Below are 24,135 nucleotides of genomic sequence, written 5' to 3'. Positions count from 1 at the left end.
CTCAGGGCTTCTTCAAATGGGGCTGGAAGTTGCACGGGCGATGGCGCGCGTCCAACTGCTCTTCGATAATCCGCTCCCAGGCGGTGCGGCAGGCGCGGGTGGAGCCCGGCATGGCGAAGATCACCGTGCGGTTGGCCAGGCCGGCCAGCGCGCGCGACTGGATCGTCGCGGTGCCGATCTCTTCGTACGACACCATGCGGAACAGTTCGCCGAATCCTTCCACCTCTCTGTCGAACAGCGGCAGCAGCGCTTCCGGCGTGTTGTCGCGGGCGGTAAAACCGGTGCCGCCGGTGATCAACACCGCCTGCACGTTGTCATCGGCGATCCAGGCGGAAACCCGCGCGCGGATCTGGTAAATGTCATCTTTGACGATGGCGCGATCCACCACCTGGTGGCCGGCTTCCTGCGCCGCGTCCTGCAGATAGTGGCCGGAGGTGTCTTCCGCCGCGCCGCGGCTGTCGGAGACGGTCAGGATGGCGATATGCGCCGCAATAAACTCGCTGCTCGCATGGCTCATGGTTCAATAGGCTCCTATTCTGAGATACCCAACAGATTTCAAGCTGCAGCCAGGCGGCCAGTGCGTAAATCCCCAGGAGCTTACTCCGGTAAGTGACTGGGGTGAGCGCACGCAGCCAACAACGCTGCGGCTTGAAATATGTGGGTATCAGCCGCCGATAAACGACAGGTTCTGGGTGATCCCGCTGTTGCCCTGATGCAGGAAATGGGTCTGCTTTTTGCTCAGCAGCCCGCTCTGGATGCGCGCCTTCAGCGCGTCGAGCTGGCCGTCGTCCGCCAGCAAATCGCGCAGGGGCACCCCCTGCTCGCCGAACAGGCACAGGTGCAGATTGCCGATGGAAGAGACGCGCAGCCGGTTACAGCTGGCGCAGAAGTCTTTTTCATACGGCATGATAAGCCCCACCTCGCCCTGGTAATCCGGGTGGCTGAACACCTGCGCCGGGCCGTCGCTGCGGCCGCGTGCCTGGCGCTGCCAGCCCTGCTGCTCCAACTGCAGGCGAATCACTTCGCCGGAAACGTGGTGTTTGCGAAACAGCTCGCCGCCCTCGCCGGTTTCCATCAGTTCGATAAAGCGCAGCTGGATAGGCCGGTCCTTGATCCAGGCGAGAAAGGCGCCGAGCTGCTGGTGGTTAACGTCGCGCATCAGCACCGCGTTGACCTTGACCTTGCTGAAACCGGCGCTGAAGGCGGCGTCGATGCCGTCCATCACCTGGCGGAACTTGTCCTGGCCGGTAATGGCGTGAAACTGGCGGGGATCCAGGCTGTCGATGCTGACGTTGATCGCCGTCAGACCGGCGTCACGCCAGGCGGCGACGTCGCGCGCCAGACGGTAGCCGTTGGTGGTGACCGCCAGGGTACGGATGGCCGGGTTTTCCCGCACGGCGGCGATGATCTCGGTAAAATCGCGGCGCAGCGAAGGCTCGCCGCCGGTCAGGCGCACCTTTTCGGTGCCCAGTTCGGCGAACGCGCGGCTGACGCGGCGGATTTCATCCAGCGACAGGAAGCTTTTCGGGCTGCCGCTCGGCTTGTAGCCGTCGGGCAGACAATAGGTGCAACGAAAGTTGCACACGTCGGTGATCGACAAGCGCAGGTAATAGAACTTGCGCTCATAAGCATCAATGAGTTGCGGCACCATAACACCTTTCCAAAGTCGGGAGATGCGAGCGTTTCCCCTCTGCACCCTGGTGGCTGACTTCGCCACGGCCCAGGCGCCATATCGTTCCGGATGAACAACGTAGGCGCAGGGGCTAGGAGTTTGATTTCTCTTCCCGCTACCTTGAGTAGCCGGAATGAAACCGTGGTTTTCAGCAGAATTCTAGCGCTAATCGGCAACGATAGCCAACGCGTAAATTCGCTATATAATTGTCTATACAGCGTTTTTAGACGCCGCGTATTCTGGTAAACCATGATAAACATCACTTGCGCGGACGAATTGACCGGAATCACGCAAATGACACTCTTATCGCGTTTTTATGCCGGATCCGTTACCTTATGCGGGCAGTTCAGCCCCTTTGTAAGGAAATTTATGCGTAATCGTACCCTGGCCGATCTCGACCGCGTGGTGGCGTTAGGCGGCGGACACGGCCTGGGCCGTGTGATGTCGGCCCTGTCGTCCTTAGGCTCCCGCCTGACCGGCATCGTCACCACCACCGACAACGGCGGTTCCACCGGCCGCATCCGCCGTTCGGAAGGCGGCATTGCCTGGGGCGATACCCGTAACTGTCTCAACCAGCTGATCACCGAACCGAGCGTCGCCTCGGCGATGTTCGAATACCGCTTCAGCGGCAACGGCGAACTGGCCGGCCACAACCTCGGCAACCTGATGCTGAAAGCGCTAGATCACCTGAGCGTGCGCCCTCTGGAAGCGATCAACCTGGTGCGCAGCCTGCTGAAGGTGGACGCGGCGCTGATCCCGATGTCGGAACAGCCGGTGGATTTGATGGCGCACGATCACGAAGGCAATCACGTTTACGGTGAAGTGAATGTCGATCAGCTGGCCCATATGCCGCAGGAGCTGATGCTGTCTCCCCCGGTCAACGCCACGCGCGAAGCGCTGGACGCCATCGCGCAGGCCGACGTGATCCTGATTGGGCCGGGTAGTTTTCTCACCAGCCTGATGCCGCTGCTGCTGCTCGACGATCTCACCCAGGCGCTGCGCCGCAGCAGCGCCAGCATGATCTATATCGGCAACCTCGGCCGTGAGCTAAGCGTGGCCGCCGCGGCGCTGTCGTTAAAGGATAAGCTGACGCTGATGGAAGAGAAGATCGGCCGCCGGATGATCGATGCGCTGATCGTCGGCCCGGCGGTGGACGCCAGTGAAGTGCAGGATCGGGTGGTGATTCAGCAACCGCTGGAAGCGAGCGACATCCCTTATCGCCACGATCGCCAGCTGCTGCGCCAGGCGCTGGATCAAGCGCTGGTGGAACTGGCCGCCCGCCGCTGACCGAATTTAACCGTCTCGCCCGCGCAGCCAGGGATTATCGCTGGCTGGGGCGGGATGGCTGACCATATCGATATACAGATCTTCCACCTCTTTGCGCGCCCAGGGCGTGCGACGCAAAAACTTCAGGCTGGACTTGATGCTCGGATCGCTGCGGAAGCAGTTGATGCGAATGCGTGCGCCCAGCTCGGACCAACCGTAGTGATCCACCAGCTTATTCAGCAGTTGCTCCAGCGTCACGCCGTGCAGCGGATCTTTGGACTGGTGTTGGCTCATGTTCGGTACTCTTCGTGGTCAAATCGGGCCGCACACCTTAACAGCTTTGACGCGGCCGACAAGGAATTTCGACGCCCGCTACGCGGGCGCCATCCAACGGTCAGGAAATCGCAATAAACTGCTCGCGCAGCTGGTGGATCTGGTCGCGCAGCGCAGCCGCCTGCTCGAACTCCAGGTTTTGCGCGTGGGTGTACATCTGCGCTTCCAGATCGCGGATTTTCTGATCCAGCGCTTTCGGCGTAAGGTTCTGCAGCGAAGCGCCGCCGTCCGCCGCCTTGCCCTTGCCTTTGCTCTTGGCGCGGTTGACCGGCTGGCCGATCTGCAGAATGTCGCCGATCTTCTTGTTCAGCCCCTGCGGCACGATGCCGTTGGCTTCGTTGTAGGCCTGCTGCTTGGCGCGGCGCCGCTCGGTTTCACCGATCGCCTTGGCCATCGAATCGGTGATGCGATCGCCATAAAGGATCGCCTTGCCGTTCAGGTTACGCGCCGCGCGGCCGATGGTCTGGATCAGCGAACGCTCGGAACGCAGGAAACCTTCCTTGTCGGCGTCCAGAATCGCCACCAGCGACACCTCAGGCATGTCGAGCCCCTCACGCAGCAGGTTGATGCCCACCAGCACGTCGAACTCGCCCAGACGCAGGTCACGGATGATTTCGACCCGTTCCACGGTATCGATATCCGAGTGCAGGTAGCGTACGCGCTCGCCATGCTCTTCCAGGTATTCGGTCAGGTCTTCCGCCATGCGTTTGGTCAGGGTGGTCACCAGCACGCGCTCGTTGATCGCCGCGCGCTTGCGGATCTCGGAGAGCAGATCGTCCACCTGGGTGGCGACCGGCCGCACCTCCACGATCGGATCCAGCAGCCCGGTCGGCCGCACCACCTGATCGATCAGATCGCCGCCGGATTTCTCCAGCTCGTATTTGCCCGGCGTCGCGGAGACATAGATGGTCTGCGGCGCCAGCGCCTCGAACTCCTCGAAGCGCAGCGGGCGGTTGTCCAGCGCCGACGGCAGGCGGAAGCCGTACTCCACCAGCGTTTCCTTGCGCGCGCGGTCGCCCTTGAACATCGCGCCGATCTGCGGAATGGTGACGTGGGATTCGTCGACCACCAGCAGGCCGTCCGCCGGCAGGTAGTCGAACAGCGTCGGCGGCGGCTCGCCCTCGGCGCGCCCGGACAGGTAGCGCGAGTAGTTTTCGATGCCCGAGCAGTAGCCCAGCTCGTTCATCATCTCCAGATCGAACTGGGTGCGCTGCGTCAGGCGCTGCTCTTCCAGCAGCTTGTTGTTGGCCAGCAGCACCTTGCGGCGGTCCGCCAGATCGACCTTGATCTCTTCCATCGCCTGCATGATCCGCTCGCGCGGCGTCACGTAGTGCGATTTCGGGTAGATGGTAAAGCGCGGCACCACCTGCTCGATCTGCCCGGTCAGCGGATCGAACAGCGACAGCCGCTCCACTTCTTCGTCGAACAGCTCGACGCGCAGCGCCAGCTCGTCCGACTCCGCCGGGTAAATGTCGATCACCTCGCCGCGCACACGGAAGGTAGCGCGCTGGAAGGCCTGGTCGTTGCGGGAATATTGCAGCTCCGCCAGCCGGCGCAAAATGGATCGCTGATCGATGATCATCCCCTGGGTCAGGTGCAGCATCATCTTCAGGTAAAGATCCGGATCGCCCAGGCCGTAGATCGCCGACACCGACGCCACCACCACCACGTCGCGCCGCTCCAGCAGCGCCTTGGTGGCGGAAAGGCGCATCTGCTCGATGTGCTCGTTCACCGAAGCATCTTTTTCAATGAAGGTGTCGGAGCTGGGCACGTAGGCTTCCGGCTGGTAGTAGTCGTAGTAGGAGACGAAGTATTCCACCGCATTCTCCGGGAAAAACTCTTTCATCTCGCCGTACAGCTGCGCCGCCAGCGTCTTGTTCGGCGCCAGCACCATGGTCGGCCGATTCAGATCGGCTATCACGTTGGCGATGGTGAATGTCTTGCCCGAACCGGTGACCCCCAGCAGCGTCTGGTGCGCCAGGCCGTCTTCCAGCCCCTCTTCCAGCTTGCGGATGGCTTCCGGCTGATCGCCGGCCGGTTTGAAATCAGAATGCAGTTTGAAAAGTTTACTCATTGCTCGGCTACCCTGTGGAGATGCGCGCGCTCAGGCGGCCAGCCGACTCTGCGCCGGGCATGGCCCCTAATTATGGAAAGTGTCGGCGATTTGCGCCAGTGCCCATGATACTGGATATAAAACCAGCTTCAAGCGGATTCGTCGCTGCGCCCGATGCCGCGGCAACGCCGTTGCACCGTGGCGTTACAGTCCGGTGACATTTTTATTGTCAATAACAGATTTATCCCCAGAACTTGCCGCAAATTAACTTATTGATAGCACCGCGTCGAAAAATCATACATAGAGACCTGATCAATACCCTCGCGTCTTGATTTTAATTAAATTATTGATAATTAATTACTTTAATAAAAAGACGAGAATGCGGGCAAAGCGAACAGAACCCGCGTCCGCTCTCGCTTTACAGCGTTTTTCTAAATCTAATACACAAGGTTATCCACAGGAATAGTGGATAACTCTCACCGCCCCGCCCGGGGCGGGAGTTACAGAAAGAAAGCTTTTCGCCCTTTACACTGGCCAAAATGCCTTTTTTAGTTATTTTTTCATAAAAATATCGCTTTGTTTATGCCGATTAATACTAAAAATCCCCATTGCCAAAATCGCATTGGCTCCTTTCACGCGGATCGCTCTTGACGGCGGCGCAATGCCTTGCACCATGCCCACACCGAACAGCACCACAAGAGTGCAAAAAACGTCCGGGTTAACTTGCCCGCGTATTTTCAGGCCGTCACGGCAGCGCGCGTCAGGCCTGACGTGCGGTTAACAAGGCGATAACAATCCCCCGTTTTCACCCGGCGGCAAAAATTGGCCTGGGAGTTGCTTTATCTTCCTGCGTATAAATGCGGTGCGGCAGCATGATGCGCTGCCGGCCGCGAAGTTTCACCGCCGCGGCGTTATCGCCCGTAAAAACGCAAGAACGACACCAAGTCGTCACAAGCGTCGTTTTTAACGACATATTGACTGTCATTCCGTCCACCGCAGACCTGGCTCTGGCTCCTCGGACGGACGGCATTTTGTTCCAGACATTGCCACACTCGGGAAATTCGCCGCTCATGTGGCCTTTGCAGCCCCCGCCAACGAGTGAAACGAGCGTCTATGAGGAGAATGCCAAATGCTGAGCCTGAGATCGGTCAATCAATTTTACGGGCAGAACCACACCCTGTGGGACATCAACCTGGAGCTGCCGCGCGGCCAGTGCACCGTGCTGCTCGGGCGCAACGGCGTGGGCAAGACCACGCTGGTCAACTGCATCATGGGGCATGTGCCGGTGGTGAGCGGCAGCATGACCTGGCAGCCGGCGGATCAGCCGCCGCAAAATCTGCTGCTGCAGCCGATGGAGCGCCGCGCCGCGCTGGGCATCAGCCACGTGCCCCAGGGGCGGCAGCTCTTCTCGCAGTTGAGCGTGGAGGAGAATCTGCAGGTGGCGCAAATGGCCGGGTGCGGCGCCCCTCGCCGCATTCCGCCGCTGATCTACAGCCTGTTCCCCCATTTGCGCCAGATGCGCGCGCGCCGCGCCGGCGATCTGTGCGTGGGCGCCCAACGCCAGCTGGCGATTGGTCGGGCGCTGGCCCAGGAGCCGGCGCTGCTGATCCTCGACGAACCGACGGCGGGCGTACCGCCCTCGATCGCCGCCGACATCGGCAACGTGATCCGCCGGCTTAACCGCGAACTGGGCATGACCATTTTATTGGTGGAGCATCAGCTGCCGTTCGTGCGCCGGGTGGCGGACCGCTTCTGCCTGTTGGATAGCGGGCGCACGGTGGCGCACGGTGCGCTGGCGCAGCTGGATGAGGCGCTGATCGGCGCCGGGTTGGCAGGGCAAGAAGAAGGATGAGGGAGAGAAGCCCCCCCCCCTCATTGAGCGTTTATAGCAGGCTGATATCCAGATACTGCCCCAGCGGCGCCCGCTCAGCCTGCGGCAGGTGCGGGATTTCGCCCAGCAGCGGCGCCGGCAGCATGCGGCGCAGCGTGGCCAGGTATTCCTGATGCCGCCGCCCCGGCGGCGCCACGTCGTTGGCGATCCAACCGGCCAGCGTCAGCCCGGCCTGCTGCACCGCCTGCGCCGTCAGCACCGCGTGGTTGATGCAGCCTAGTTTGATGCCCACCACCAGGATCACCGGCAGTTGCTCCTGCTGCACCCAGTCGGCAAAGGTGTACTCCGCCGACAGCGGGGTAAACCACCCGCCCGCGCCCTCGACCAGCACCCAGTCGGCGCTCTGCTCCAGCCGGCGCAGGCCGTCGGACAGCCGCGCCGCGTCGATCGGCCGGCCTTCATCGGCGCTGACGATATGCGGCGAGGTGGGTTCGGCAAAAACGTAAGGGTTCACTTCATCGTAGCTGAGCGCCACGCCGCTGTTGGCCTGCAGCGCCAGCGCGTCGCCGTTGCGCAGTCCCTCGGCGGTCATCTCGCTGCCGGAAGCCACCGGCTTATACCCGGCGCTGCGGTAGCCCGCCCGGTTGGCGGCCTGCAGCAAGGCGCTGCTGGCGACGGTTTTCCCCACTTCGGTGTCGGTGCCGGTTACGAACCAACGTTTAATCACGATAAATCACTCCATAAGCCAGATGATAGCTGAGCGGGAACTGCCCCCGCCGGCACGGGTAAGCCGCCTGCAGCGCGGCGAGACGGCCGCGCGACATCAGGCCGCCCTCGCGCCCCTGATGCAGATGCGTGGCCCCGATGCCCTTGAGCGAACGCATCAGCGTCATCACGTCCGGGTAGTTCAGAGTGCGCAACTCCGTGACCAGCTCGTGTCGATAGCCAGCACAGGCGGCGCGGATCTGCGCCAGCGGCAGAAAGGCGTTCACGTGGCGCTCGCCGTCCACCTGTTGCCAGGCATCCCCCAGTTCCTGCAGCGATCCCGCCGCCAGCGTGGAAAACAGGATCGCGCCGCCGGGGCGGGTCACGCGGTACAGCTCCGCCAGCGCGGCGGGCAGATCGCTGCACCACTGCACCACCAGGCTGCTGAAACAGATGTCCATCGCCGCGTCGGGCAGCGGCACCTGTTCGATATCGCCCAGCAAATAATGGTGCGCCGCCTGCCGTTGACGGGCGACATCCAGCATGCCCGGCGCCAGATCGAGCGCGGTCACCTGCTTGCCGCGCTCGCGCCACAGGCGGCTGAAATAGCCGGTGCCGCAGCCGGCATCCAGCAGCCGTTCACCCGGATGGGCACTCCCCATCCCCAGTAAGCGCTCGCCAACGTCACGCTGCAGCGCGGCGGCGGCGTCGTAGCTGCCGGCGGCGCGGCTGAAGGCCGAAGCGACCGCCTGTTTGTTCACCCAGTCATTGGCTGACGTCATGCAATACCTCCAGCAGGCGATCGATATCCTGCGGCTGATGCGCCGCCGTCAGGGTGATGCGCAGCCGCGCGCCGCCCGGCGGCACCGTCGGCGGGCGGATGGCGCTCACCCACAGCCCGCGCTCGCGCAGGCGGGTCGCCAGATCGAGCGCGCGTTGATTGTCACCCACCAGCAGCGGCTGGATGGCGGTGTCGGAGTCCGTCAGGGTCAGCGCCAGCGGCGCAGCGCCCTGGCGGAAACGGCGGATGTTGTCCTGCAGCCGGGCGCGCAGTTCATCGCCCTCTCGAATGCAGGCCAGCGCCGCCTGCAGCGCGCAGGCCTGCGCCGGCGGCATCGCGGTGCTGTAAATCAGATGACGGGCGAACTGCAGCAGATACTCGGCGGTCGGCTCATCACACAGCACCGCCGCGCCGCTGACGCCGAACGCCTTGCCGAAGGTCGCCACCAGCAGTTCAGGGCGCACGCCCTGCTGCCAGCAGCTGCCGCGGCCTTGCTCGCCGCGCACGCCGACGCCGTGGGCATCGTCCACCATCAGCCAGGCGCCCGCCGCGCGGGTTAGGCGATGTAGTTCCGCCAACGGCGCACCGTCGCCGTCCATGCTGAACACTCCTTCGGTCACCGCCAGCCGCTGCCCGTCGCAGGGTTTGGCCAGCAGATCTGCCAGCGCCTGCGGCTGATTGTGCTGGAAGCGGCGCAGCTCGGCCGGCGACTGCGCCGCCGCCTCCAGCAGCGAGGCGTGGCTGAGGCGATCGGCCAAAATGCGATCGCCCTTTTGCATCAACGCCGCCAGCACCGCCTGGTTGGCGGCGTAACCGGAGATGAACAGCGGCGCGCGCGGATAGCCGAGCCACGCCGCCAGTTGCTCCTCCAGCGCCTGATGCGCCGCGCTAAAGCCGGTGACGTGGCCCGAACCGCCGCTGCCGACGCCGTAGCGCTGCGCGCCCTGCTGCCAGGCGGCGATCACCCGCGCATCCTGGCTCAGCCCCAGGTAGTCGTTGCCGGAGAAGTTCAGGTAGAGACGATCGCCGAGCCGAATCTGGCGGCCGTTGCCGCCCTCGGTGGTCTGTCGCCGACGGTAGGCGGCGTTGAGGCGCCGCTCTGCCAGCGCCTGCTCGATACGTTGTGGCCAGCTCATCACAGCGCCGCGTTGTAAAACTCGGCGGTATCGGCGGTCAGCAGTTGCTTAGCCAGCGCCTGCTGTTGCTGGTTGTCGCCGTGTTCGGTGGCGGTCTGCTGCGGGTTCAGCCCCAGCTTGCGGAACAGCTGCAGGTCTTTGTCTTCTTCAGGGTTCGGCGTGGTCAGCAGCTTGCAGCCGTAGAAGATCGAGTTGGCGCCGGCCATAAAGCACATCGCCTGCGTCTGTTCGTTCATCTGTTCACGGCCGGCGGAAAGGCGGACATAAGAAGACGGCATCATGATGCGCGCCACCGCGATGGTGCGGATGAAATCGAACGGATCGACGTCGTCGTTATCCGCCAGCGGCGTCCCTTTCACCTTCACCAACATGTTGATCGGCACGCTCTCCGGCGGCTTCGGCAGATTGGCCAGCTGCACCAGCAGCCCGGCGCGGTCACGCACCGTTTCACCCAGCCCGACGATGCCGCCGGAGCATACTTTGATGCCGGCGTCGCGCACTTTGTCGAGCGTATCCAAGCGTTCCTGGTAGCTGCGGGTGGTGATGATGCTGCCGTAGAACTCCGGCGAGGTGTCGAGGTTATGGTTGTAGTAATCCAGTCCGGCCTCCGCCAGGCGCTCGGCCTGAGTGCCGTCCAGCGTGCCCAGCGTCATGCAGGTTTCCATGCCCATCGCTTTCACGCCCTGCACCATCTGCTGCAGATAAGGCATATCGCGCTCGTGCGGGTTCTTCCACGCCGCGCCCATGCAAAAACGGGTCGATCCGTTCGCCTTGGCCTTGCGCGCCGATTCCAGCACCTGCTCGACCTGCATCAGCCGCTCCGCCTCCAGGCCAGTCTTGTAGCGCGAACTCTGCGGGCAGTATTTGCAGTCTTCCGGGCAAGCGCCGGTTTTGATCGACAGCAGCGTGCTGACCTGCACCTGACGCGGGTCAAAGTGTTGGCGGTGTACGGTTTGCGCTTCGAACAGCAGTTCAAGCAGCGGTTTATCAAACAGGGCCTGGGCTTGCCCTACTGTCCAGTGAATGCGATCGGCCATCATGGCGTCTCCAAAACGAAAAAGTGTCGCCAGTTTAAATATTGTGGATATACTGTCAACCAATCTTAATTCAATTTGGTTTACAAGTATGTCTGTCACCGCTTCCGACCTGGCGTTTGACCAACGTCATATCTGGCACCCCTACACCTCCATGAGCCGCCCGTTACCCTGTTACCCGATCGAGTCGGCCAGCGGCGTCGAGCTGCAGCTGGCGGACGGCCGGCGTCTGGTGGACGGCATGTCCTCCTGGTGGGCGGCGATCCACGGTTACAACCATCCTCGCCTGAATCAGGCCGCCAGCCAGCAGTTGGAGAAGATGTCGCACGTGATGTTCGGCGGTATTACCCATCCGTCCGCCATCTCGCTGTGCCGTCGGCTGGTGGAGATGACGCCGGAAGCGCTGCAGTGCGTGTTCCTGGCGGATTCCGGTTCGGTGGCGGTGGAAGTGTCGCTGAAGATGGCGCTGCAGTATTGGCAGGCGCGCGGCGAGCGGCGGCAGCGCATCCTGACGCTGCGCCACGGCTATCACGGCGATACCTTCGGCGCGATGTCGGTCTGCGATCCGGACAACTCGATGCACAGCCTCTATCAGGGCTATCTGGCGCCGCACCTGTTCGCCACCGCGCCGCAGTGCCGCTTCGACGAAGAATGGCGTGAAGAGGACATCGCGCCGTTCGCCGCGCTGCTGGAGCAGCACGCCGGTGAAGTGGCGGCGGTGATCCTGGAACCGGTGGTGCAAGGCGCCGGCGGCATGCGCATCTACCACCCAAGCTACCTCAAGCGGGTGCGCGAGCTGTGCGATCGCCATCAGGTGCTGCTGATCGCCGACGAGATCGCCACCGGCTTCGGCCGCACCGGCAAGCTGTTCGCCTGCGAGCACGCGCAGGTGGTGCCGGACATTCTCTGCCTGGGCAAGGCGCTGACCGGCGGCTACATGACGCTGTCCGCCACCCTGACCACCCGCCACGTGGCGGAGACCATCAGCAACGGCGCGGCCGGCTGCTTTATGCACGGGCCGACCTTTATGGGCAACCCGCTGGCCTGCGCGGTGGCGGACGCCAGCCTGGCGCTGCTGGCAGAAAATCGCTGGCAGGCGCAGGTGAGCGCCATCGAAGCCCAGCTGAAGCAGGAGCTGCTGCCGCTCGCGGCGCTGCCGAAGGTGGCGGACGTGCGGGTGCTGGGCGCGATTGGGGTGGTGGAGATGCGTGAACCGGTGGACGTCGCCGAGCTGCAGCGCGGGTTCGTCGAACGCGGGGTGTGGATCCGGCCGTTCGGCAAGCTGATTTACCTGATGCCGCCTTACATCATCGAAGCGGAACAGCTCAGCCGCCTGACCGCCGCCGTGGCCGCCGCCGCGCGTTAATGGCTTACCAATGCTGGTCCAGATAGCGGGCCAGCAATCCCAGACACAGCAGCCAGAGTAAAATGATCATCACCGCCGCCATGCGGCCGGTGGGGTTATCGACGCGCTTTTGCGCCTTCTCGCGCAGCTCGGCCATCAGCGGCTTGGGGATCAGGCGCACCGCCAGCATGATGCCCAACGGTACGATAATCACGTCGTCCAGATAGCCCAGCACCGGAATGAAGTCCGGGATCAGATCGATCGGCGAGATCGCATAGCCGGCCACCAGCAGCGCGATCAGTTTGGCGTACCACGGGGTGCGCTTATCACGGGCGGCCAACCACAGCGCGTAAATATCGCGCTTGATGCCTTTGGCCCAACGGCGCAGCCAGCCGAACCACGGCGTGCGTTTTTTCAGTGAGATCATGGTGGCGTTGTTTGGCTATCCGGCGGTCTGTAGGAAGGAAGATGCGGCCATGGTAACCGATCCGCGCCGCCGTTGGCGAATGGCAATCCCGCTTGTATTGTCACGACGAAACGATCTAGCTTAAGGGTTCGCGTTTACCGACAACTGGGAGTCACTATGGCTTTTCGTTTGTATAGCAACGATCTGCAGGACGGCGGCAAACTGCCGCAGCAGCAGGTTTTCAACGGCATGGGCTATCACGGCGATAACCTGTCGCCCCACCTGGCCTGGGACGGCGTGCCGGCCGGCACCAAAAGCTTCGTGATCGCCGTTTACGATCCCGATGCCCCGACCGGCTCCGGCTGGTGGCACTGGATCGTGGCCAACATTCCCGCCGACGTGCGCGAGCTGCCGCAGGGCGCGGGCTCCGGCAAAGCCCCGCTACCCGCCGGCGCGCTGCAGACCCGCACCGACTTCGGCTCAGCCGGCTACGGCGGCGCGGCGCCGCCGAGTGGCGAAAGCCACCGCTACCAGTTCACCGTGCATGCACTGGACGTGGAGCGCATCGATGTGGATGAGGGTTCCAGCGGCGCGCTGGTGGGCTTTAACGTCCATTTCCACAGCCTCGGCAGCGCCACGCTGACGGTGACGTTCAACTGATCCCCCGCCAATAAAAAAGCGCGGTTCAACCGAACCGCGCTTTTTCCATACTCGTCTGACCGCCGAATTACTTCGCCAGCACGCTCACCCACATCGGGCCTTTGCCCACCGGATAACGCGCCAGCGTGGTCAGCTTACCGCTGGCCTGGTCAATTTCATGCACCGCGATGTGATCGGATTTCTGGCCGGACGAAATCACGAAACGGCCGCTGTGATCGATGTTGAAACCGCGCGGCTGCGCTTCGGTCGGATGATAGCCGACCACGCTCAGCGTGCCGCCGTCTGCGGAAACGCTGAAAATGGTCAGAATGCTGGCGGTGCGGTCGCTGGTGTACAGGAAGCGGCCGTTCGGCGTGATATGGATGTCCGCCGCCCAGCGGGTGCCGTCGAAGTCGGCCGGCATGATGTCCAGCGTCTGCGTGACGGTGTATTTGCCGCCGTTTTCCGAGATGGCCAGCACGTCCACCGTGCCGTCCAGCTCATTGACGCAGTAGGCGAACTTGTCGTTGTGGTGGAACGCCATATGACGCGGGCCGGCGCCGGCGGCGGTCGCCACCGCTTCCTGCGCGTGCGGCGTCAGCTGGCCCGCCAGGCTCAGGTTGAACAGGCGGATGCGGTCTTCTTTCAGGCAAGGCACCAGCACCAGCTGGTTGGTCGGATCGATGTTCGCCGAGTGCGGCGCGGTCAGGCCGTCGATCTGCTGAATAGGCGCCGTCACCACGCCGTCGTGGCCGATCGGGCTGATGCTGGCGCAGTTGCCGCTGTAGGAGGCGGAGAACAGGTAACGCCCCTGCAAATCGGTGGAGATATGGGTCGGGCTGCCCGGCAGCGGCGCCATGCCGGCCTGCTGCAGCGTGCCGTCCGCCTCGATGCGGTAGCTGACGATGCCGAACGCCGGACGCACGCCGACGTACAGGTGGGTCTTGTCCGGATGAAGGGTCATCGGCTGCACCTGGCCCGGCACGTCAACGGTTTGCAGCAGCGCCAGCGCGCCGGCGTCGTCCAACTGCCAAACGTGGATCTGCTGGCTCTCCGGGCTGGCGACATAAACGATTTGCTTCATGTGTTCTCCTTGCAAAGGGTAAAAGAGGAACCGGTTTCAGGCCGTTCGATTGCCCCTAGCTTACCGCACATCCGTCGCATGGCAACCCCGCTTAGCACCGGAAGCTCACGCGGTTTTCTCCGTTGGCTATCCGGTGTACCATCGGATTAATTTTATGGCTAACGATAACGAGAACCCTATGAGCTACCGCGTCATCGCCCTCGATCTTGACGGCACCCTGCTGGACAACCAAAAACGCATCTTACCGCAATCGCTGGAAGCGCTGGCGCAGGCGCGCGCCGCCGGCATCCAGGTGGTGGTGGTCACCGGCCGCCACCACGTCGCTATCCATCCGTTCTACCAGGCGCTGCAGATAGATACCCCGGCCATCTGCTGCAACGGCACCTATCTGTATGATTTTCAGCAGAAGAAGGTGTTGGCGGCCGATCCGCTGGCGAAAGATCAGGCCAGGCAGGTGCTGCAGATGCTCAAACAGACCGACATTCACGGGCTGATGTACGTCGACGACGCCATGCTGTATCAGGAGCCGAGCGGCCACGTGATCCGCTCGCTGGCCTGGGCCGAAACCCTGCCGGCGGCGCAGCGCCCGACGCTGCTGCAGGTCGGCAGCCTGGCGCAGGCGGCCGACGACGCGCAGGCGATCTGGAAATTCGCCACCTCGCACGCCGATATTCCGGCGCTGCGCGAGTTTGCCGACACGGTGGAAAAAGAGCTGGGGTTGGCGTGTGAATGGTCCTGGCACGATCAGGTGGATATCGCCAAAGGCGGCAACAGCAAAGGCAAGCGCCTGCGCCAATGGGTGGAGTCGCAGGGGCTGAGCATGGATCAGGTGGTGGCGTTCGGCGACAACTACAACGACATCAGCATGCTGGAAGCGGTCGGGTTGGGCGTGGCGATGGGCAACGCCGATGATGCGATCAAGGAACGCGCCGATCTGGTGATCGCCGATAACCTGCAGCCGGGCATCGCCGAGGTGATCCGCACCCGCTTACTCTAGTTTTTTCGCCCTCCCGCCGGGAGGGCCTGTCTTAGCGGCTCTCGCGGCTGATAGACACGCTCTTCACCTGCGCGTACAGCCACTGCCCAGGGCGGATCGCCAGTTCATCGCGCGCCCAGGGCGTGATCCGCGCCCACAGCACGTGTTCCCCGACCGCCAGCTTCACTTCCACCTGCCCGTCCACCTCCAGACACTCGCTTACCTTGGCCGGCAACACGTTGCGAATGCTGCTGTTGACCGGTGGCTGCAGCACCAGCGAGACGTCGGCGGCGTTGATGCGAATGCGCAGCTGGGTGCCCAGTTCGGCGTCGATGCCGCTGACCCACAGCCTTTGATCGCCGAGCGCCAGCGCGGTCATGGCATAGCGTTGATGATGCTCAATCACGCTGACGCGCAGCACGCTGCTCTGATCTTCACGCTGCAGCCACGGCCGCAGCGCGCTGCTGGCCCAAACGGCTTCCAGCCCGCCGAACGCGCGCACCTCGCCGCGATCCAACACCATCACCTGCTCGGCCAGGCGCAGGATCTCGTCCAGGCTATGGCTGACGTAGAGGATGGGGATGTTGACGTCCTGCGCCAGCCGCTCCAGATACGGCAGTAGCTCGCGTTTGCGCGGCAGATCGAGCGAGGCCAGCGGCTCGTCCATCAGCAGCAGTTCCGGCGCGGTCAGCAGCGCGCGGCCGATCGCCACCCGCTGTTTTTCACCGCCGGAGAGCGTCAGCGGCAGCCGATTGAGCAGCGGCCCGATGCCCAGCAGCTCGACGATGGTGTTGAACTGCGCGCGCATGCCGGCCGCCATGCCGTATTGCAGGTTGCCGCGCACCCGATAGTGCGGGAACAGCCGTGCATCCTGAAACACGTAGCCGATACGGCGCTTTTCCGGCGGCAGGCAAAGGCCCGCGGCGGTATCCACCAGCGTGCGGCCATTGAGCGCGATGCGCCCCTGCTGCAAACGGGTCAGGCCGCCGATGGCGTTGATCAGGGAAGTTTTGCCCGCGCCGGACAGGCCGAAAATCGCGGTGATGCCCTGCGCCGGCAAATCGGCGCGGACGTTGAGATTAAGGTCGCCCAGTTGCTGCGAGAAATCCAGCTCCAGCATTTACACCCCCATCCGTTTGCGGCCCCAGCGGGCCAGCCATTCGGACACCATCAGCGAAGCCAGCGACAGCACGATGGCGATCGCGCACAGCCGCGCGGCGGCGGCTTCCGCTCCCGGCGTTTCGATCAGCGTATACATCGCCAGCGGAATGGTGCGGGTTTCACCGGGAATGTTGGAGACGAAGGTGATGGTGGCGCCGAACTCCCCCAGCGAGCGGGCGAAGGCCAGCACCACGCCGACAATGACGCCGGGCAGCGACAGCGGCAGCGTGACGGTGAAAAACACCCGCCACGGGTTGGCGCCCAGCGTGCGCGCCGCCTGCTCCAGCCGGGTATCCACCGCCTCCAGCGCCAGCCGGATGGCGCGCACCATCAATGGAAACGCCACCACCGCCGATGCCAGCGCGGCGCCGCGCCAGCTAAAGCTGAAGCTGAAGCCGAACCAGTCGTACAGCCACTCGCCGATGACGCCGCGCCGCCCCATGGCGATCAGCAGCAAATAGCCGACCACCACCGGCGGCAGCACCAGCGGCAGGTGAATGACGCCGTCCAGCAGCGCCTTGCCGGGAAAGCGGCAACGCACCAACACCCAGGCCATCAGAATGCCGAACGGCAGGCTGCAGACCACCGCCAAACCGGAGACTTTCAGGCTCAGCTCAACCGCCTGCCACTCGTACTCACTCAGAATCATTTACGCGGGGTGAATCCATAATGTTCGAAAATAGCGGCCGCTTCCGGGCCCTTCAGATAGGTATAGAAAGCGCTGACCGTCGGATTTTGACGATCTTTCACCATCGCCATCGGATATTCAACCGGTTTGTGGCTGTCTTCCGGGAACACGCTCACCACTTTCACCTTGTCGCTGGCGACCGCGTCGGAGCCGTAGACGATGCCGAGCGGTGCTTCACCGCGCTCCACCAGCGCCATCGCGCTGCGCACGTTGTTGGCGCGCGCCAGTTTCGGTTCCAGCGCGCTCCAGGCGCCCAGATGTTCCAGCGCCTCTTTGGCGTAGATACCGGCCGGCACGTGATCCGGATCGCCCACCGCCAGGCGGCCGCCGCTGAGCAGCTTGGTCCAGTCGGTCTGCTTGTCGATGGCGATCTTGTCTTGCTTATCGCTCTTGGCGGCGATCAGCACCAGTTCGTTGCCCAGCAGCGTATAGCGGGTGTCTTTCACCATCTGCTGTTTGTCGATGGCGTAATCCATCCACTGTTGATCGGCGGAGATGAACAGATCGGCCGGGGCGCCCTGCTCAATTTGGCGCGCCAGCGTCGAGGACGACGCGAAGGAGGAAACCACCTGCACGTCCTTGCCTTTTTGATACTGGGTGGCGATGTCCTGCAGCGCGTTGGTCAGCGACGCGGCGGCGAACACGGTGATCTTTTCCGCCGCCGAAGCCTGTGCCACCAGGCCCGATGCCAACACGATCCCGCCAACCCATTTGGTCCATTGCTGTTTCATTGTTTTTCTCCGCAAGTTAACGTGCATTATCACTCTTCGTTATATAAAAAATAATATAACGTTGCGCGAAAGCTTGTCATGCGGTTTATCGGCAAAGCGTGAGATAACTTGAGGAATGCCCGCCGGGCGATGCCGGCGGGTATCGGGATGGGGAACGGTCAGTGCTGAGTGCGGTTTTCTTTCGAACGGCCCACTTTGGAGAAGACGTTGAACACTTCGCCAAAACCGTAAATCAGGCCGAGGATCAGCGCCATGACCACCGGCACCATGACCACGGCAAACAACAGACTTTTCAATAATTCCAACATGATAGCCTCGCTTAACTGCCCATTGAGCGGAAAATGCCTTTCACCGCATATCGGGTTATTCTAACCCAAAAAAATCGCTAAAACCGGAGTTATTTTAGCCAGCGGGGCGAAATTGTGATCGGCCAAACGTGCCCTTTCCACCGGGCTCATACCGGGGTGGGGTAATAGATCAGCGGCGGCGCATAGCCGGCGGGCGCCGCCAGCCGGGCCTCCACCCCGTACACCGCGCGAATGTGCTCCGGCGTCAGCGCCTGCCGCGGCGTGCCCGCCGCACAGACCCTGCCCCGTTGCAGCAGCGCCACCCGATCGCAATAACAGGCGGCCAGATTCAGATCGTGCAGCGTCACCACCACGCTGAGTTTCAGCCGCCGCAGCAAGGCCATAAACTGCTGCTGATGGGCGATATCCAGATGGTTGGCGGGCTCATCCAGCAGCAGCCACGGCGTTTGCTGCGCCAGCGCGCGCGCCAGATGCACCCGCTGCCGTTCGCCGCCGGACAGCCGCTGCCAATCGCGGTCGGCCAGGTGGCTGATGCCCACTTGCTCCATCGCCTGCCCGGCGAGGCGGCGATCCTCGGTACCAAAACCGCGCCAGCGGCCGACATGGGCCAGGCGCCCCAACAATACCGCCTCCTTCACCGGCAGCGCGAAAGCGCCGGGGGCGGATTGCTCGAGAAAGGCGATGCGCCTGGCGCGCTCCCGCCCGGAAAACGCGGTAATTTGGCGCCCTGCCAGCCAAACGCGGCCCCCGGCGGCGGGCTGCAACCCGGCCAGCAGCTTGAGCAACGTGGATTTACCGCTGCCGTTGACGCCGAGCACGCCGGTGACCTCACCGGGCAAGGCGCAGAAATCCAGATTTTCCAGCACCGTGCGTTCGCCCGCTCGCCAGCTCACCGCCTCGGCGCACAGGCCGGATCGCGCTTTTTCAATCGTCATGCATTGACCTTCCGATACAGCAACAGCAGGAATACCGGCACCCCCAGCAGCGCCGTCAGCACGCCGACCGGCAGCTCGCGCGGGGCAAACAGCGTTCTGGCCAGGGTGTCCGCCGCCACGGCGAACAGCGCACCGCACAGCGCGCTGGCCGGCAATAGCCGCCGATGCCGCGAGCCGACCAGCCGCCGGGCGACGTGCGGCACCGTCAGCCCGATAAATCCCACCGCGCCGCTGAACGCGACGATCGCCGCCGTCAGCGCGGTGGTCACCACATACAGCAGCAGCTTCAGCGGAGCCACCGCCACCCCCAGCGAAGCGGCGGTCACGCCGCCAAACGCCAGCGCGTCCAACTCACCCGCCCGCAGCCAACATAGCAGCAGCGCCGCCGCCAGCGCCAACCCGCACAGCCCCACCTGCGGCCAGCGCGCGTCGCTGAACGAGCCCAGCAGCCAGAACATCACGCCGCGCGTGGCGTTGGCGTCCGCCTGCCAGAGCGTGATCAGCGAAGTCAGCGCGGAGAGCAGCTGCGTCACCGCCACCCCGGCCAGGATAAACAGCGTGGACTCCCCCTGCAGCGAACGCCCGGCCAGCAGCATCACCAACGCAAACGCCCCCAGCGCGCCGATAAACGCACCGCCGGACACCGACAACAGGCCGCCCCCCAGTCCCAATACCAGCACCGTTACCGCCCCCACGCCGGCGCCGGAGGAGATGCCCAGCACCCAGGGATCGGCCAGCGGGTTGCGGGTCAGCGACTGCAGCACAGTGCCCGCCAGCGCCAATCCCGCGCCGGCCAGCGCCGCCAACAGCGCGCGCGGCATCCGCAGCGACCAGATGATGCGCTGATACACCTCGGCGTCGGTCGCCGCGCTGCCGCTAACGCCGAATACGATGCGCCAGGCGTCGTGCCACGCGATCGGCGCGGGCCCCGACAGTGTGGCGCCCAGCAGGGCCAGCGGCAGCGCCGCCGCCAGCAACAGCAGCCAGCCGGCCTCACGGCCGGGCAGTAACCGCCGGATCATGCTATTTCCAGCCTGCGATCACATAGTCGTCCAACAGCTGCCACACCGTCCCCGCCTCGCTGAAACCGGCCTGCCTGAGGGCCGCGAGCTGGAAATCCACCGGCGTCGGCGGCGGCACCGGGCGGCCGGCGAACAGCGCTTCACGCTCGGCTTGATAAGCGGCCAGCGCCGGCGATTGCAGCGCGCCCGCAAACCAGCGATCCCAATCCTCAACGCCGCTGTCCCAGGCGCGCTGTTGGGTCTGCTCGTCGTGCCGCTCCGCCAACGCTTTCAGCCGCGGTTGGCGCTGGTCATAGCGCTGATGATCGGCGTTCAGGAACACGCCGCCGTCGGCCAGCAGCCCGGCGACGTTGCGGTACAGCGCCAGCTGCTGCTCGGGCATCAGCCAGTGCAGCGCCGTGCTGGACACCGCCGCCTGCGGCGCGGGGCCGGACAGCGCGGAAAAACAGGCCGGATCCGCCAGATCGGCCTGCAGAATGCGGATCCGATCGCCGTACGCCGCCAGCGCGCCGCGCGCCACCGCCAGCAGCAGCGGATCGAGATCGATGGCGGTCACCCTGGCCTGCGGAAAGCGCTGCAAAATGCGCAGGCTCAGCGAGCCCGGGCCGCAAGCCAGATCCACCACATGAAAATCCTGACCGGCGGCCAGCGCGAGCACGTCCAGCTGGGCGTTAAAACGCGCTTCCCGTTCGGCGATGTAGGCCGCCTGCTGGCGATCCCAGGAGTCCAGCAGCGAAGAGAATGAAACGGCAGTCATATCAAGGTTCCTTGTTGGAAAAAGTCGGCGCCTGCGGCGGCAAGGCCGCCAGGCCCCGAATCAAACGGCCCAGAGCCGCCACGGTGCGGGCGGAAGGGTCCATGTCGTAACCGGGGAGGATCACGTAGCGCCGCTGACGCACGGCGCGTAGCGTCGCGGTCAGCGGGTGATGCTCCAGAAAGGCGATCTTGTCGGCCGCGCTGTCGCCGAGGCCGCCACGCGGCAGATCGCCAAGCACGATCGCATCCGGATCGCGGGCGGCGATGATTTCCCAGGACACCGTCGGCCACAGCTCGGACCGGTCGCCGAACAGGTTCTCGCTGCCGACGCTGCGGCTCAGCAAACCTGGCGCGCCGCAGCAGCCGGCCACGTAGGGCGTCTGCGCGCCGGCATACCACCACAGCAGACGTAAATGCGGCAGCTGAGCACGCTGTGGTTCGAGCGCCCTCAGCTGCCCGCGCAGCCGTTCGACCAGCGCTTCACCGGCGCGGCTGACGTTGAAAATGCGCGCCAGCTCCCGCAGCTCGGTGAAAATGTCTTCAAACGTCAGCGCGGCGGCGATCGCGCTTTGCTGGCCGCTGCAGGCGCCGGGTGAGAGATAAGTGCCGATGCCCCATTCTGCCAGCCGCGCCCGATCGGGCGTTTCCGGGCTGTGCAGCCAGTAATAGCTGGCCGAATAGACAAAATCCGGCCGCATCAGCAACAACGCTTCCGCCGTGGGCGGCGCCGGGCTGGTGGGCGCCTGCAGCGCATCGGCCGTCGGCGCGGGATCGCGCGCACGGTCATACCCGACCACGCCGATCGCGCGGGCGGCCAGCCCCAGCGCCAGCAGGTTTTCCAGCGCCGGGTTGGCGTAAACCAGCACCCGCTGCGGCGGCTGCGGGTAATCGTGCGTTACCCCGCAATTTTGCAGGCTGACGGCATCGGCGCGCAGCGGCGCGCCGCCGCCCAATCCCAGGGCGCACAACAGCAGAGCAAGCCGGCGTTTCACGCCGTCAGAACCTGACCGACACAAAGGTTTCATAACTGCGCGGCGGCGCGATCAGCGCCTGATCCGGGTAAGTGCGCTGGTAGGCGTACAGCTGGTTGGTGGCGTTGCGAATGCGAAAACCGACATCGACGATCGGCGTCAGCTGATAGTCCGCCGCCAGATCGAGCGTGGTGTACGCGCGCATCTTGCGCCGGTTGGCGTCGTCGTTGTAACTGCTGCCGACGTAGCGCAGTGAAGAAGCCAGCCCCAGACGCTCCGTCGCCTGATAATGCACGCTGAGGTTGGCGGTCCAGTCCGGGATATAGGCCGGGCGATTGCCGTTGTAGCTGCGCAGCGGGCTGCCGCCGCGATAGTCGTCGTAGCGGGCATGCGTGTAGGCGGCGTTGCCGGCCAGCTCCCAGCGCTCGTCGGGATGCAGCACCACGCCAAGCTCGATGCCGCGCGACGTCTGCCTGCCTACCGCGTTCAACGCATCCGGCCGCTGCACGTCGGGCACAAACAGGTTGTCCTTGCGCAGTTCATACAGCGCCAGCGTCGCCTCGCCTTTGTTACCCCAGAACTGCCCTTTGGCGCCGGCCTCCCACTGGCGCGCTCGCGTCAGCGGCAGATCGGTCTGCGTTGGGCTGAGGAAGAACAGATCGTTGCCCGGCTCCTGGCCGGTGGTGTAGTTGGCGTAGAGCGTGAGGTTATCGGTCAATGCATAGCTGGGGCCCAGGCTCCAGGTGCTGAAAACGTAGGTATGCGCGCGGCTCTCTTCCTGCGGCCCCTGGAAGCGCCAGTCCATGTTCATATGGTTGTAGCGCAGCTGGCCCAGCAGCGCTAAACGCTCGGTCAGGCTGAAGCGATCTTCAAGAAAGGCGGCGTACTGGTTCTGGGTAACGTGGCGCACCGGCGCGCGTTGGCGGTCGGTTCCCTGGGCGAACGGCTCTCGGGGCGGCGCGCCAAGCGGCACGTCTTCGGATCCGGGGAAGCCGTTGGAGTAGTATTGAAAATGCCGCTTGCTCAGATCGAGGCCGACCAGCAACCGGTTATCGAAACCGGCGATGGCGCGATCGAACACCAGCGAACTGCGGTTGCCGATCAGATCGTCGTCGTGCGCCAAGGCGCCGAAGGAGTCGCGGTTGACGTCACCGGGCCGGGCCGCCGCCGCGACGCGAAAGCGTTCGACGTTGCGCCACTCGCGAAAGCCGCTGTAGTAATAAAATTGGTTATGCCACTCCACTTCGGGCGTCATAAACCAGTCCAGACTGGCCTGAAATGCCGTGGCGTTGCTCTGGATGCGGCTGTCGGTCAGGTTGTTGTAATTGATGTCGCGCAGCTCGCCGGCAATGCGCCCGTCCAGCAGCGGCGTGCCGTAGTAAGGGTTGTTGGTGCGGTTGAGCATGCGGTCCAGGCTCAGCGTCAACAGCGCATCGTCCGTCAGTTTAAACAGCAGCGAGCCGGAAACCCGCTTCTGCCGATCGCGTTCGTACTGCACGTTGCTGCCGCTGTCGTTGCCGCTGACGTCCAACCGGTACGCCACCGCATCGTCCACCAGCGCGCCGCCGGCCCCCAGATGCAGACGCTGGCTGCGGTAGCTGCCGAAGCCATAATCGAGCTCGAACGGCTGGCGGCTGAAGGTCGGCCGCCGCGAGATCAGGTTGACGCTGCCGCCCGCGGCGCTCAGGCCGTTCAGGGCCGATCCCGGCCCGCGCAGTATCTCGATGCTGTCGTAATGCGCCGGATCGCCCAGCTGCAGCGTGCTGCCGGGCATCTCCACGCCGTTATACAGCCAGGCGATCGGCCGGAAACCGCGCGCGGAAAAGTTGTTGGACAGCGTCGGCGAAGCGACGCCGGACAGGCCAGTGGCGTGCTCGACGGCGGCGGCCAGCGAGCGATCGCCCCGCTGTTGAATCGCTCTTGCGCTGATGATATCGACGCTACGCGGCGTCTCCCGAGCGGTCAGCCCAAGCTGCGAAGCGCTGCGGCTCACGGCGCTCAACGCATCGTAGCGCCCGGCGGGGGCCGCCGCCTCCACGGTGAGCTGTTCTTCGCATCCCGTGGCATTGCGGGCTTTATCGCAGTCGGCGGCGAAAGCCAACGGCGCCGTCAGTGCGCCGCCGACCCAGGCGGCGGCAAGGCATAACGATTTTCTGGGCGTGACAAGACGCCGGCGTGTCGTACTCATGTGAAGCATCCCTGTGGTGAAATAAAAACCGGCCGCAGCCAGCGTAAAACCTTATCGTTTTTCTGTTATGTTATATTATAACAACAAAGCAATGCCAGTCTTTATTGCCCCGCC

The 24,135-nt window shown here is 64.0% G+C and carries 25 protein-coding genes and 1 riboswitch; of the genes, 5 read left to right on the top strand and 20 right to left on the bottom strand.

Annotation, left to right across the window (positions count from 1 at the left end; translation table 11 throughout):
* Position 1: 1 nt before the first annotated feature.
* Together moaB and moaA are read right to left on the bottom strand one after the other, a co-directional pair.
* Positions 2-517, bottom strand: coding sequence for a molybdenum cofactor biosynthesis protein B (gene moaB / locus ACJ8IM_RS05875; protein WP_033653505.1), 516 nt, complete (start codon positions 515-517; stop codon positions 2-4).
* A 147-nt stretch (positions 518-664) separates the two neighbouring features.
* Positions 665-1,651 (bottom strand): GTP 3',8-cyclase MoaA, encoded by a 987-nt coding sequence (gene moaA / locus ACJ8IM_RS05870; protein WP_016928681.1) that lies wholly within the window; start codon positions 1,649-1,651, stop codon positions 665-667.
* Positions 1,638-1,782, bottom strand: a riboswitch (molybdenum cofactor riboswitch). (Overlaps the previous gene by 14 nt.)
* 259 nt (positions 1,783-2,041) lie before the next feature.
* On the opposite strand from moaA, the gene ACJ8IM_RS05865 reads away from it, so the two are divergent.
* Positions 2,042-2,959: a gluconeogenesis factor YvcK family protein gene (locus tag ACJ8IM_RS05865; RefSeq protein ID WP_033653506.1), complete on the top strand. Its 918-nt coding sequence runs from the start codon at positions 2,042-2,044 to the stop codon at positions 2,957-2,959.
* Positions 2,960-2,965: 6 nt separating this feature from the next.
* On the opposite strand, the gene ACJ8IM_RS05860 is transcribed toward ACJ8IM_RS05865, so the two are convergent.
* From ACJ8IM_RS05860 to ACJ8IM_RS05850, 3 genes are all read right to left on the bottom strand, one after another.
* Positions 2,966-3,232: a VF530 family DNA-binding protein gene (locus ACJ8IM_RS05860; RefSeq protein ID WP_004939783.1), complete on the bottom strand. Its 267-nt coding sequence runs from the start codon at positions 3,230-3,232 to the stop codon at positions 2,966-2,968.
* Positions 3,233-3,332: 100 nt separating this feature from the next.
* Positions 3,333-5,345, bottom strand: a complete 2,013-nt coding sequence (gene uvrB, locus ACJ8IM_RS05855) for an excinuclease ABC subunit UvrB (RefSeq protein ID WP_033653507.1) — start codon at positions 5,343-5,345, stop codon at positions 3,333-3,335.
* A gap of 784 nt (positions 5,346-6,129) precedes the next feature.
* Positions 6,130-6,309 carry a hypothetical protein gene (locus ACJ8IM_RS05850; protein WP_130042688.1) on the bottom strand — a complete coding sequence of 60 codons (180 nt, stop codon included), beginning with the start codon at positions 6,307-6,309 and terminating at the stop codon, positions 6,130-6,132.
* Positions 6,310-6,453: 144 nt separating this feature from the next.
* Between ACJ8IM_RS05850 and ACJ8IM_RS05845 the strand changes: the two genes are divergently transcribed.
* Positions 6,454-7,176, top strand: coding sequence for an ATP-binding cassette domain-containing protein (locus ACJ8IM_RS05845; protein WP_033653508.1), 723 nt, complete (start codon positions 6,454-6,456; stop codon positions 7,174-7,176).
* A 31-nt stretch (positions 7,177-7,207) separates the two neighbouring features.
* Here ACJ8IM_RS05845 and bioD read toward each other — a convergent pair whose 3' ends face one another.
* From bioD to bioB, 4 genes are read right to left on the bottom strand one after another with little or no spacing between them, the layout of a single operon-like run.
* A complete protein-coding gene (bioD, locus tag ACJ8IM_RS05840) occupies positions 7,208-7,882 on the bottom strand; it encodes a dethiobiotin synthase (protein ID WP_033653509.1) in 675 nt (224 codons plus the stop codon).
* Positions 7,875-8,642 carry a malonyl-ACP O-methyltransferase BioC gene (gene bioC / locus ACJ8IM_RS05835; RefSeq protein WP_033647122.1) on the bottom strand — a complete coding sequence of 256 codons (768 nt, stop codon included), beginning with the start codon at positions 8,640-8,642 and terminating at the stop codon, positions 7,875-7,877. The genes bioD and bioC overlap by 8 nt, the downstream gene beginning before the upstream one ends.
* Positions 8,626-9,777, bottom strand: a complete 1,152-nt coding sequence (gene bioF / locus ACJ8IM_RS05830; RefSeq protein ID WP_033653510.1) for an 8-amino-7-oxononanoate synthase — start codon at positions 9,775-9,777, stop codon at positions 8,626-8,628. Before bioF ends, bioC begins: the two co-directional genes overlap by 17 nt.
* On the bottom strand, positions 9,777-10,814 hold the full coding sequence (bioB, locus tag ACJ8IM_RS05825; protein WP_033653544.1) for a biotin synthase BioB: 1,038 nt from the start codon (positions 10,812-10,814) through the stop codon (positions 9,777-9,779). The genes bioF and bioB overlap by 1 nt, the downstream gene beginning before the upstream one ends.
* An 88-nt stretch (positions 10,815-10,902) precedes the next feature.
* On the opposite strand from bioB, the gene bioA reads away from it, so the two are divergent.
* A complete protein-coding gene (gene bioA, locus ACJ8IM_RS05820) occupies positions 10,903-12,177 on the top strand; it encodes an adenosylmethionine--8-amino-7-oxononanoate transaminase (RefSeq protein WP_033637498.1) in 1,275 nt (424 codons plus the stop codon).
* A gap of 4 nt (positions 12,178-12,181) precedes the next feature.
* On the opposite strand, the gene ACJ8IM_RS05815 is transcribed toward bioA, so the two are convergent.
* Positions 12,182-12,583: a YkvA family protein gene (locus ACJ8IM_RS05815; protein ID WP_016928691.1), complete on the bottom strand. Its 402-nt coding sequence runs from the start codon at positions 12,581-12,583 to the stop codon at positions 12,182-12,184.
* A 156-nt stretch (positions 12,584-12,739) separates the two neighbouring features.
* On the opposite strand from ACJ8IM_RS05815, the gene ACJ8IM_RS05810 reads away from it, so the two are divergent.
* A complete protein-coding gene (locus ACJ8IM_RS05810; protein ID WP_033647128.1) occupies positions 12,740-13,222 on the top strand; it encodes a kinase inhibitor in 483 nt (160 codons plus the stop codon).
* 67 nt (positions 13,223-13,289) lie between these two features.
* Here the strand turns inward: ACJ8IM_RS05810 and pgl are convergent, their stop codons facing one another.
* Positions 13,290-14,285: a 6-phosphogluconolactonase gene (gene pgl, locus ACJ8IM_RS05805; RefSeq protein ID WP_033637496.1), complete on the bottom strand. Its 996-nt coding sequence runs from the start codon at positions 14,283-14,285 to the stop codon at positions 13,290-13,292.
* 178 nt (positions 14,286-14,463) lie between these two features.
* On the opposite strand from pgl, the gene ACJ8IM_RS05800 reads away from it, so the two are divergent.
* Positions 14,464-15,282, top strand: coding sequence for a pyridoxal phosphatase (locus tag ACJ8IM_RS05800; RefSeq protein ID WP_033653511.1), 819 nt, complete (start codon positions 14,464-14,466; stop codon positions 15,280-15,282).
* 31 nt (positions 15,283-15,313) lie between these two features.
* Here ACJ8IM_RS05800 and modC read toward each other — a convergent pair whose 3' ends face one another.
* The 9 genes from modC to ACJ8IM_RS05755 all read right to left on the bottom strand — a co-directional run bounded on the left by modC (position 15,314) and on the right by ACJ8IM_RS05755 (position 24,021).
* Positions 15,314-16,381 carry a molybdenum ABC transporter ATP-binding protein ModC gene (gene modC / locus ACJ8IM_RS05795; protein WP_033653512.1) on the bottom strand — a complete coding sequence of 356 codons (1,068 nt, stop codon included), beginning with the start codon at positions 16,379-16,381 and terminating at the stop codon, positions 15,314-15,316.
* The gene (gene modB / locus ACJ8IM_RS05790) at positions 16,382-17,071 is read right to left on the bottom strand and encodes a molybdate ABC transporter permease subunit (RefSeq protein WP_033653514.1); all 690 of its coding nucleotides are present in this window, start codon (positions 17,069-17,071) and stop codon (positions 16,382-16,384) included.
* Positions 17,068-17,841: a molybdate ABC transporter substrate-binding protein gene (gene modA / locus ACJ8IM_RS05785; RefSeq protein ID WP_033653515.1), complete on the bottom strand. Its 774-nt coding sequence runs from the start codon at positions 17,839-17,841 to the stop codon at positions 17,068-17,070. The genes modB and modA overlap by 4 nt, the downstream gene beginning before the upstream one ends.
* Before the next feature lie 158 nt (positions 17,842-17,999).
* Complete coding sequence (locus ACJ8IM_RS05780) at positions 18,000-18,149, bottom strand: AcrZ family multidrug efflux pump-associated protein (protein ID WP_004939813.1); 150 nt, start codon at positions 18,147-18,149, stop codon at positions 18,000-18,002.
* Positions 18,150-18,295: 146 nt separating this feature from the next.
* The gene (locus tag ACJ8IM_RS05775; RefSeq protein ID WP_033653517.1) at positions 18,296-19,084 is read right to left on the bottom strand and encodes an ABC transporter ATP-binding protein; all 789 of its coding nucleotides are present in this window, start codon (positions 19,082-19,084) and stop codon (positions 18,296-18,298) included.
* Positions 19,081-20,106 carry a FecCD family ABC transporter permease gene (locus ACJ8IM_RS05770; protein ID WP_033653519.1) on the bottom strand — a complete coding sequence of 342 codons (1,026 nt, stop codon included), beginning with the start codon at positions 20,104-20,106 and terminating at the stop codon, positions 19,081-19,083. Before ACJ8IM_RS05770 ends, ACJ8IM_RS05775 begins: the two co-directional genes overlap by 4 nt.
* Position 20,107: 1 nt before the next feature.
* Positions 20,108-20,863, bottom strand: a complete 756-nt coding sequence (locus ACJ8IM_RS05765; protein ID WP_033653521.1) for a class I SAM-dependent methyltransferase — start codon at positions 20,861-20,863, stop codon at positions 20,108-20,110.
* 1 nt (position 20,864) lies between these two features.
* Positions 20,865-21,854, bottom strand: a complete 990-nt coding sequence (locus tag ACJ8IM_RS05760) for an ABC transporter substrate-binding protein (protein ID WP_033653522.1) — start codon at positions 21,852-21,854, stop codon at positions 20,865-20,867.
* A gap of 4 nt (positions 21,855-21,858) precedes the next feature.
* Positions 21,859-24,021 carry a TonB-dependent siderophore receptor gene (locus ACJ8IM_RS05755; protein WP_033653523.1) on the bottom strand — a complete coding sequence of 721 codons (2,163 nt, stop codon included), beginning with the start codon at positions 24,019-24,021 and terminating at the stop codon, positions 21,859-21,861.
* Between the last annotated feature and the right edge of the window lie 114 nt (positions 24,022-24,135).

The organism is Serratia sp. CY33525 (assembly GCF_052169115.1).
Lineage (GTDB): Bacteria > Pseudomonadota > Gammaproteobacteria > Enterobacterales > Enterobacteriaceae > Serratia > Serratia sarumanii.
The sequence above is the reverse complement of the archived record's forward strand: the minus strand, read 5'-3'. Positions and strand labels throughout refer to the sequence as shown.

What these genes read in the sequence shown, in the direction of transcription:
- moaB (WP_033653505.1), bottom strand. Translation starts at nt 517, where the DNA reads ATGAGCCATGCGAGCAGCGAGTTTATTGCGGCGCATATCGCCATCCTG.
- moaA (WP_016928681.1), bottom strand. Translation starts at nt 1,651, where the DNA reads ATGGTGCCGCAACTCATTGATGCTTATGAGCGCAAGTTCTATTACCTG.
- ACJ8IM_RS05865 (WP_033653506.1), top strand. Translation starts at nt 2,042, where the DNA reads ATGCGTAATCGTACCCTGGCCGATCTCGACCGCGTGGTGGCGTTAGGC.
- ACJ8IM_RS05860 (WP_004939783.1), bottom strand. Translation starts at nt 3,232, where the DNA reads ATGAGCCAACACCAGTCCAAAGATCCGCTGCACGGCGTGACGCTGGAG.
- uvrB (WP_033653507.1), bottom strand. Translation starts at nt 5,345, where the DNA reads ATGAGTAAACTTTTCAAACTGCATTCTGATTTCAAACCGGCCGGCGAT.
- ACJ8IM_RS05850 (WP_130042688.1), bottom strand. Translation starts at nt 6,309, where the DNA reads ATGACAGTCAATATGTCGTTAAAAACGACGCTTGTGACGACTTGGTGT.
- ACJ8IM_RS05845 (WP_033653508.1), top strand. Translation starts at nt 6,454, where the DNA reads ATGCTGAGCCTGAGATCGGTCAATCAATTTTACGGGCAGAACCACACC.
- bioC (WP_033647122.1), bottom strand. Translation starts at nt 8,642, where the DNA reads ATGACGTCAGCCAATGACTGGGTGAACAAACAGGCGGTCGCTTCGGCC.
- bioF (WP_033653510.1), bottom strand. Translation starts at nt 9,777, where the DNA reads ATGAGCTGGCCACAACGTATCGAGCAGGCGCTGGCAGAGCGGCGCCTC.
- bioB (WP_033653544.1), bottom strand. Translation starts at nt 10,814, where the DNA reads ATGGCCGATCGCATTCACTGGACAGTAGGGCAAGCCCAGGCCCTGTTT.
- bioA (WP_033637498.1), top strand. Translation starts at nt 10,903, where the DNA reads ATGTCTGTCACCGCTTCCGACCTGGCGTTTGACCAACGTCATATCTGG.
- ACJ8IM_RS05815 (WP_016928691.1), bottom strand. Translation starts at nt 12,583, where the DNA reads ATGATCTCACTGAAAAAACGCACGCCGTGGTTCGGCTGGCTGCGCCGT.
- ACJ8IM_RS05810 (WP_033647128.1), top strand. Translation starts at nt 12,740, where the DNA reads ATGGCTTTTCGTTTGTATAGCAACGATCTGCAGGACGGCGGCAAACTG.
- pgl (WP_033637496.1), bottom strand. Translation starts at nt 14,285, where the DNA reads ATGAAGCAAATCGTTTATGTCGCCAGCCCGGAGAGCCAGCAGATCCAC.
- ACJ8IM_RS05800 (WP_033653511.1), top strand. Translation starts at nt 14,464, where the DNA reads ATGAGCTACCGCGTCATCGCCCTCGATCTTGACGGCACCCTGCTGGAC.
- modC (WP_033653512.1), bottom strand. Translation starts at nt 16,381, where the DNA reads ATGCTGGAGCTGGATTTCTCGCAGCAACTGGGCGACCTTAATCTCAAC.
- modB (WP_033653514.1), bottom strand. Translation starts at nt 17,071, where the DNA reads ATGATTCTGAGTGAGTACGAGTGGCAGGCGGTTGAGCTGAGCCTGAAA.
- modA (WP_033653515.1), bottom strand. Translation starts at nt 17,841, where the DNA reads ATGAAACAGCAATGGACCAAATGGGTTGGCGGGATCGTGTTGGCATCG.
- ACJ8IM_RS05780 (WP_004939813.1), bottom strand. Translation starts at nt 18,149, where the DNA reads ATGTTGGAATTATTGAAAAGTCTGTTGTTTGCCGTGGTCATGGTGCCG.
- ACJ8IM_RS05775 (WP_033653517.1), bottom strand. Translation starts at nt 19,084, where the DNA reads ATGACGATTGAAAAAGCGCGATCCGGCCTGTGCGCCGAGGCGGTGAGC.
- ACJ8IM_RS05770 (WP_033653519.1), bottom strand. Translation starts at nt 20,106, where the DNA reads ATGATCCGGCGGTTACTGCCCGGCCGTGAGGCCGGCTGGCTGCTGTTG.
- ACJ8IM_RS05765 (WP_033653521.1), bottom strand. Translation starts at nt 20,863, where the DNA reads ATGACTGCCGTTTCATTCTCTTCGCTGCTGGACTCCTGGGATCGCCAG.
- ACJ8IM_RS05755 (WP_033653523.1), bottom strand. Translation starts at nt 24,021, where the DNA reads ATGAGTACGACACGCCGGCGTCTTGTCACGCCCAGAAAATCGTTATGC.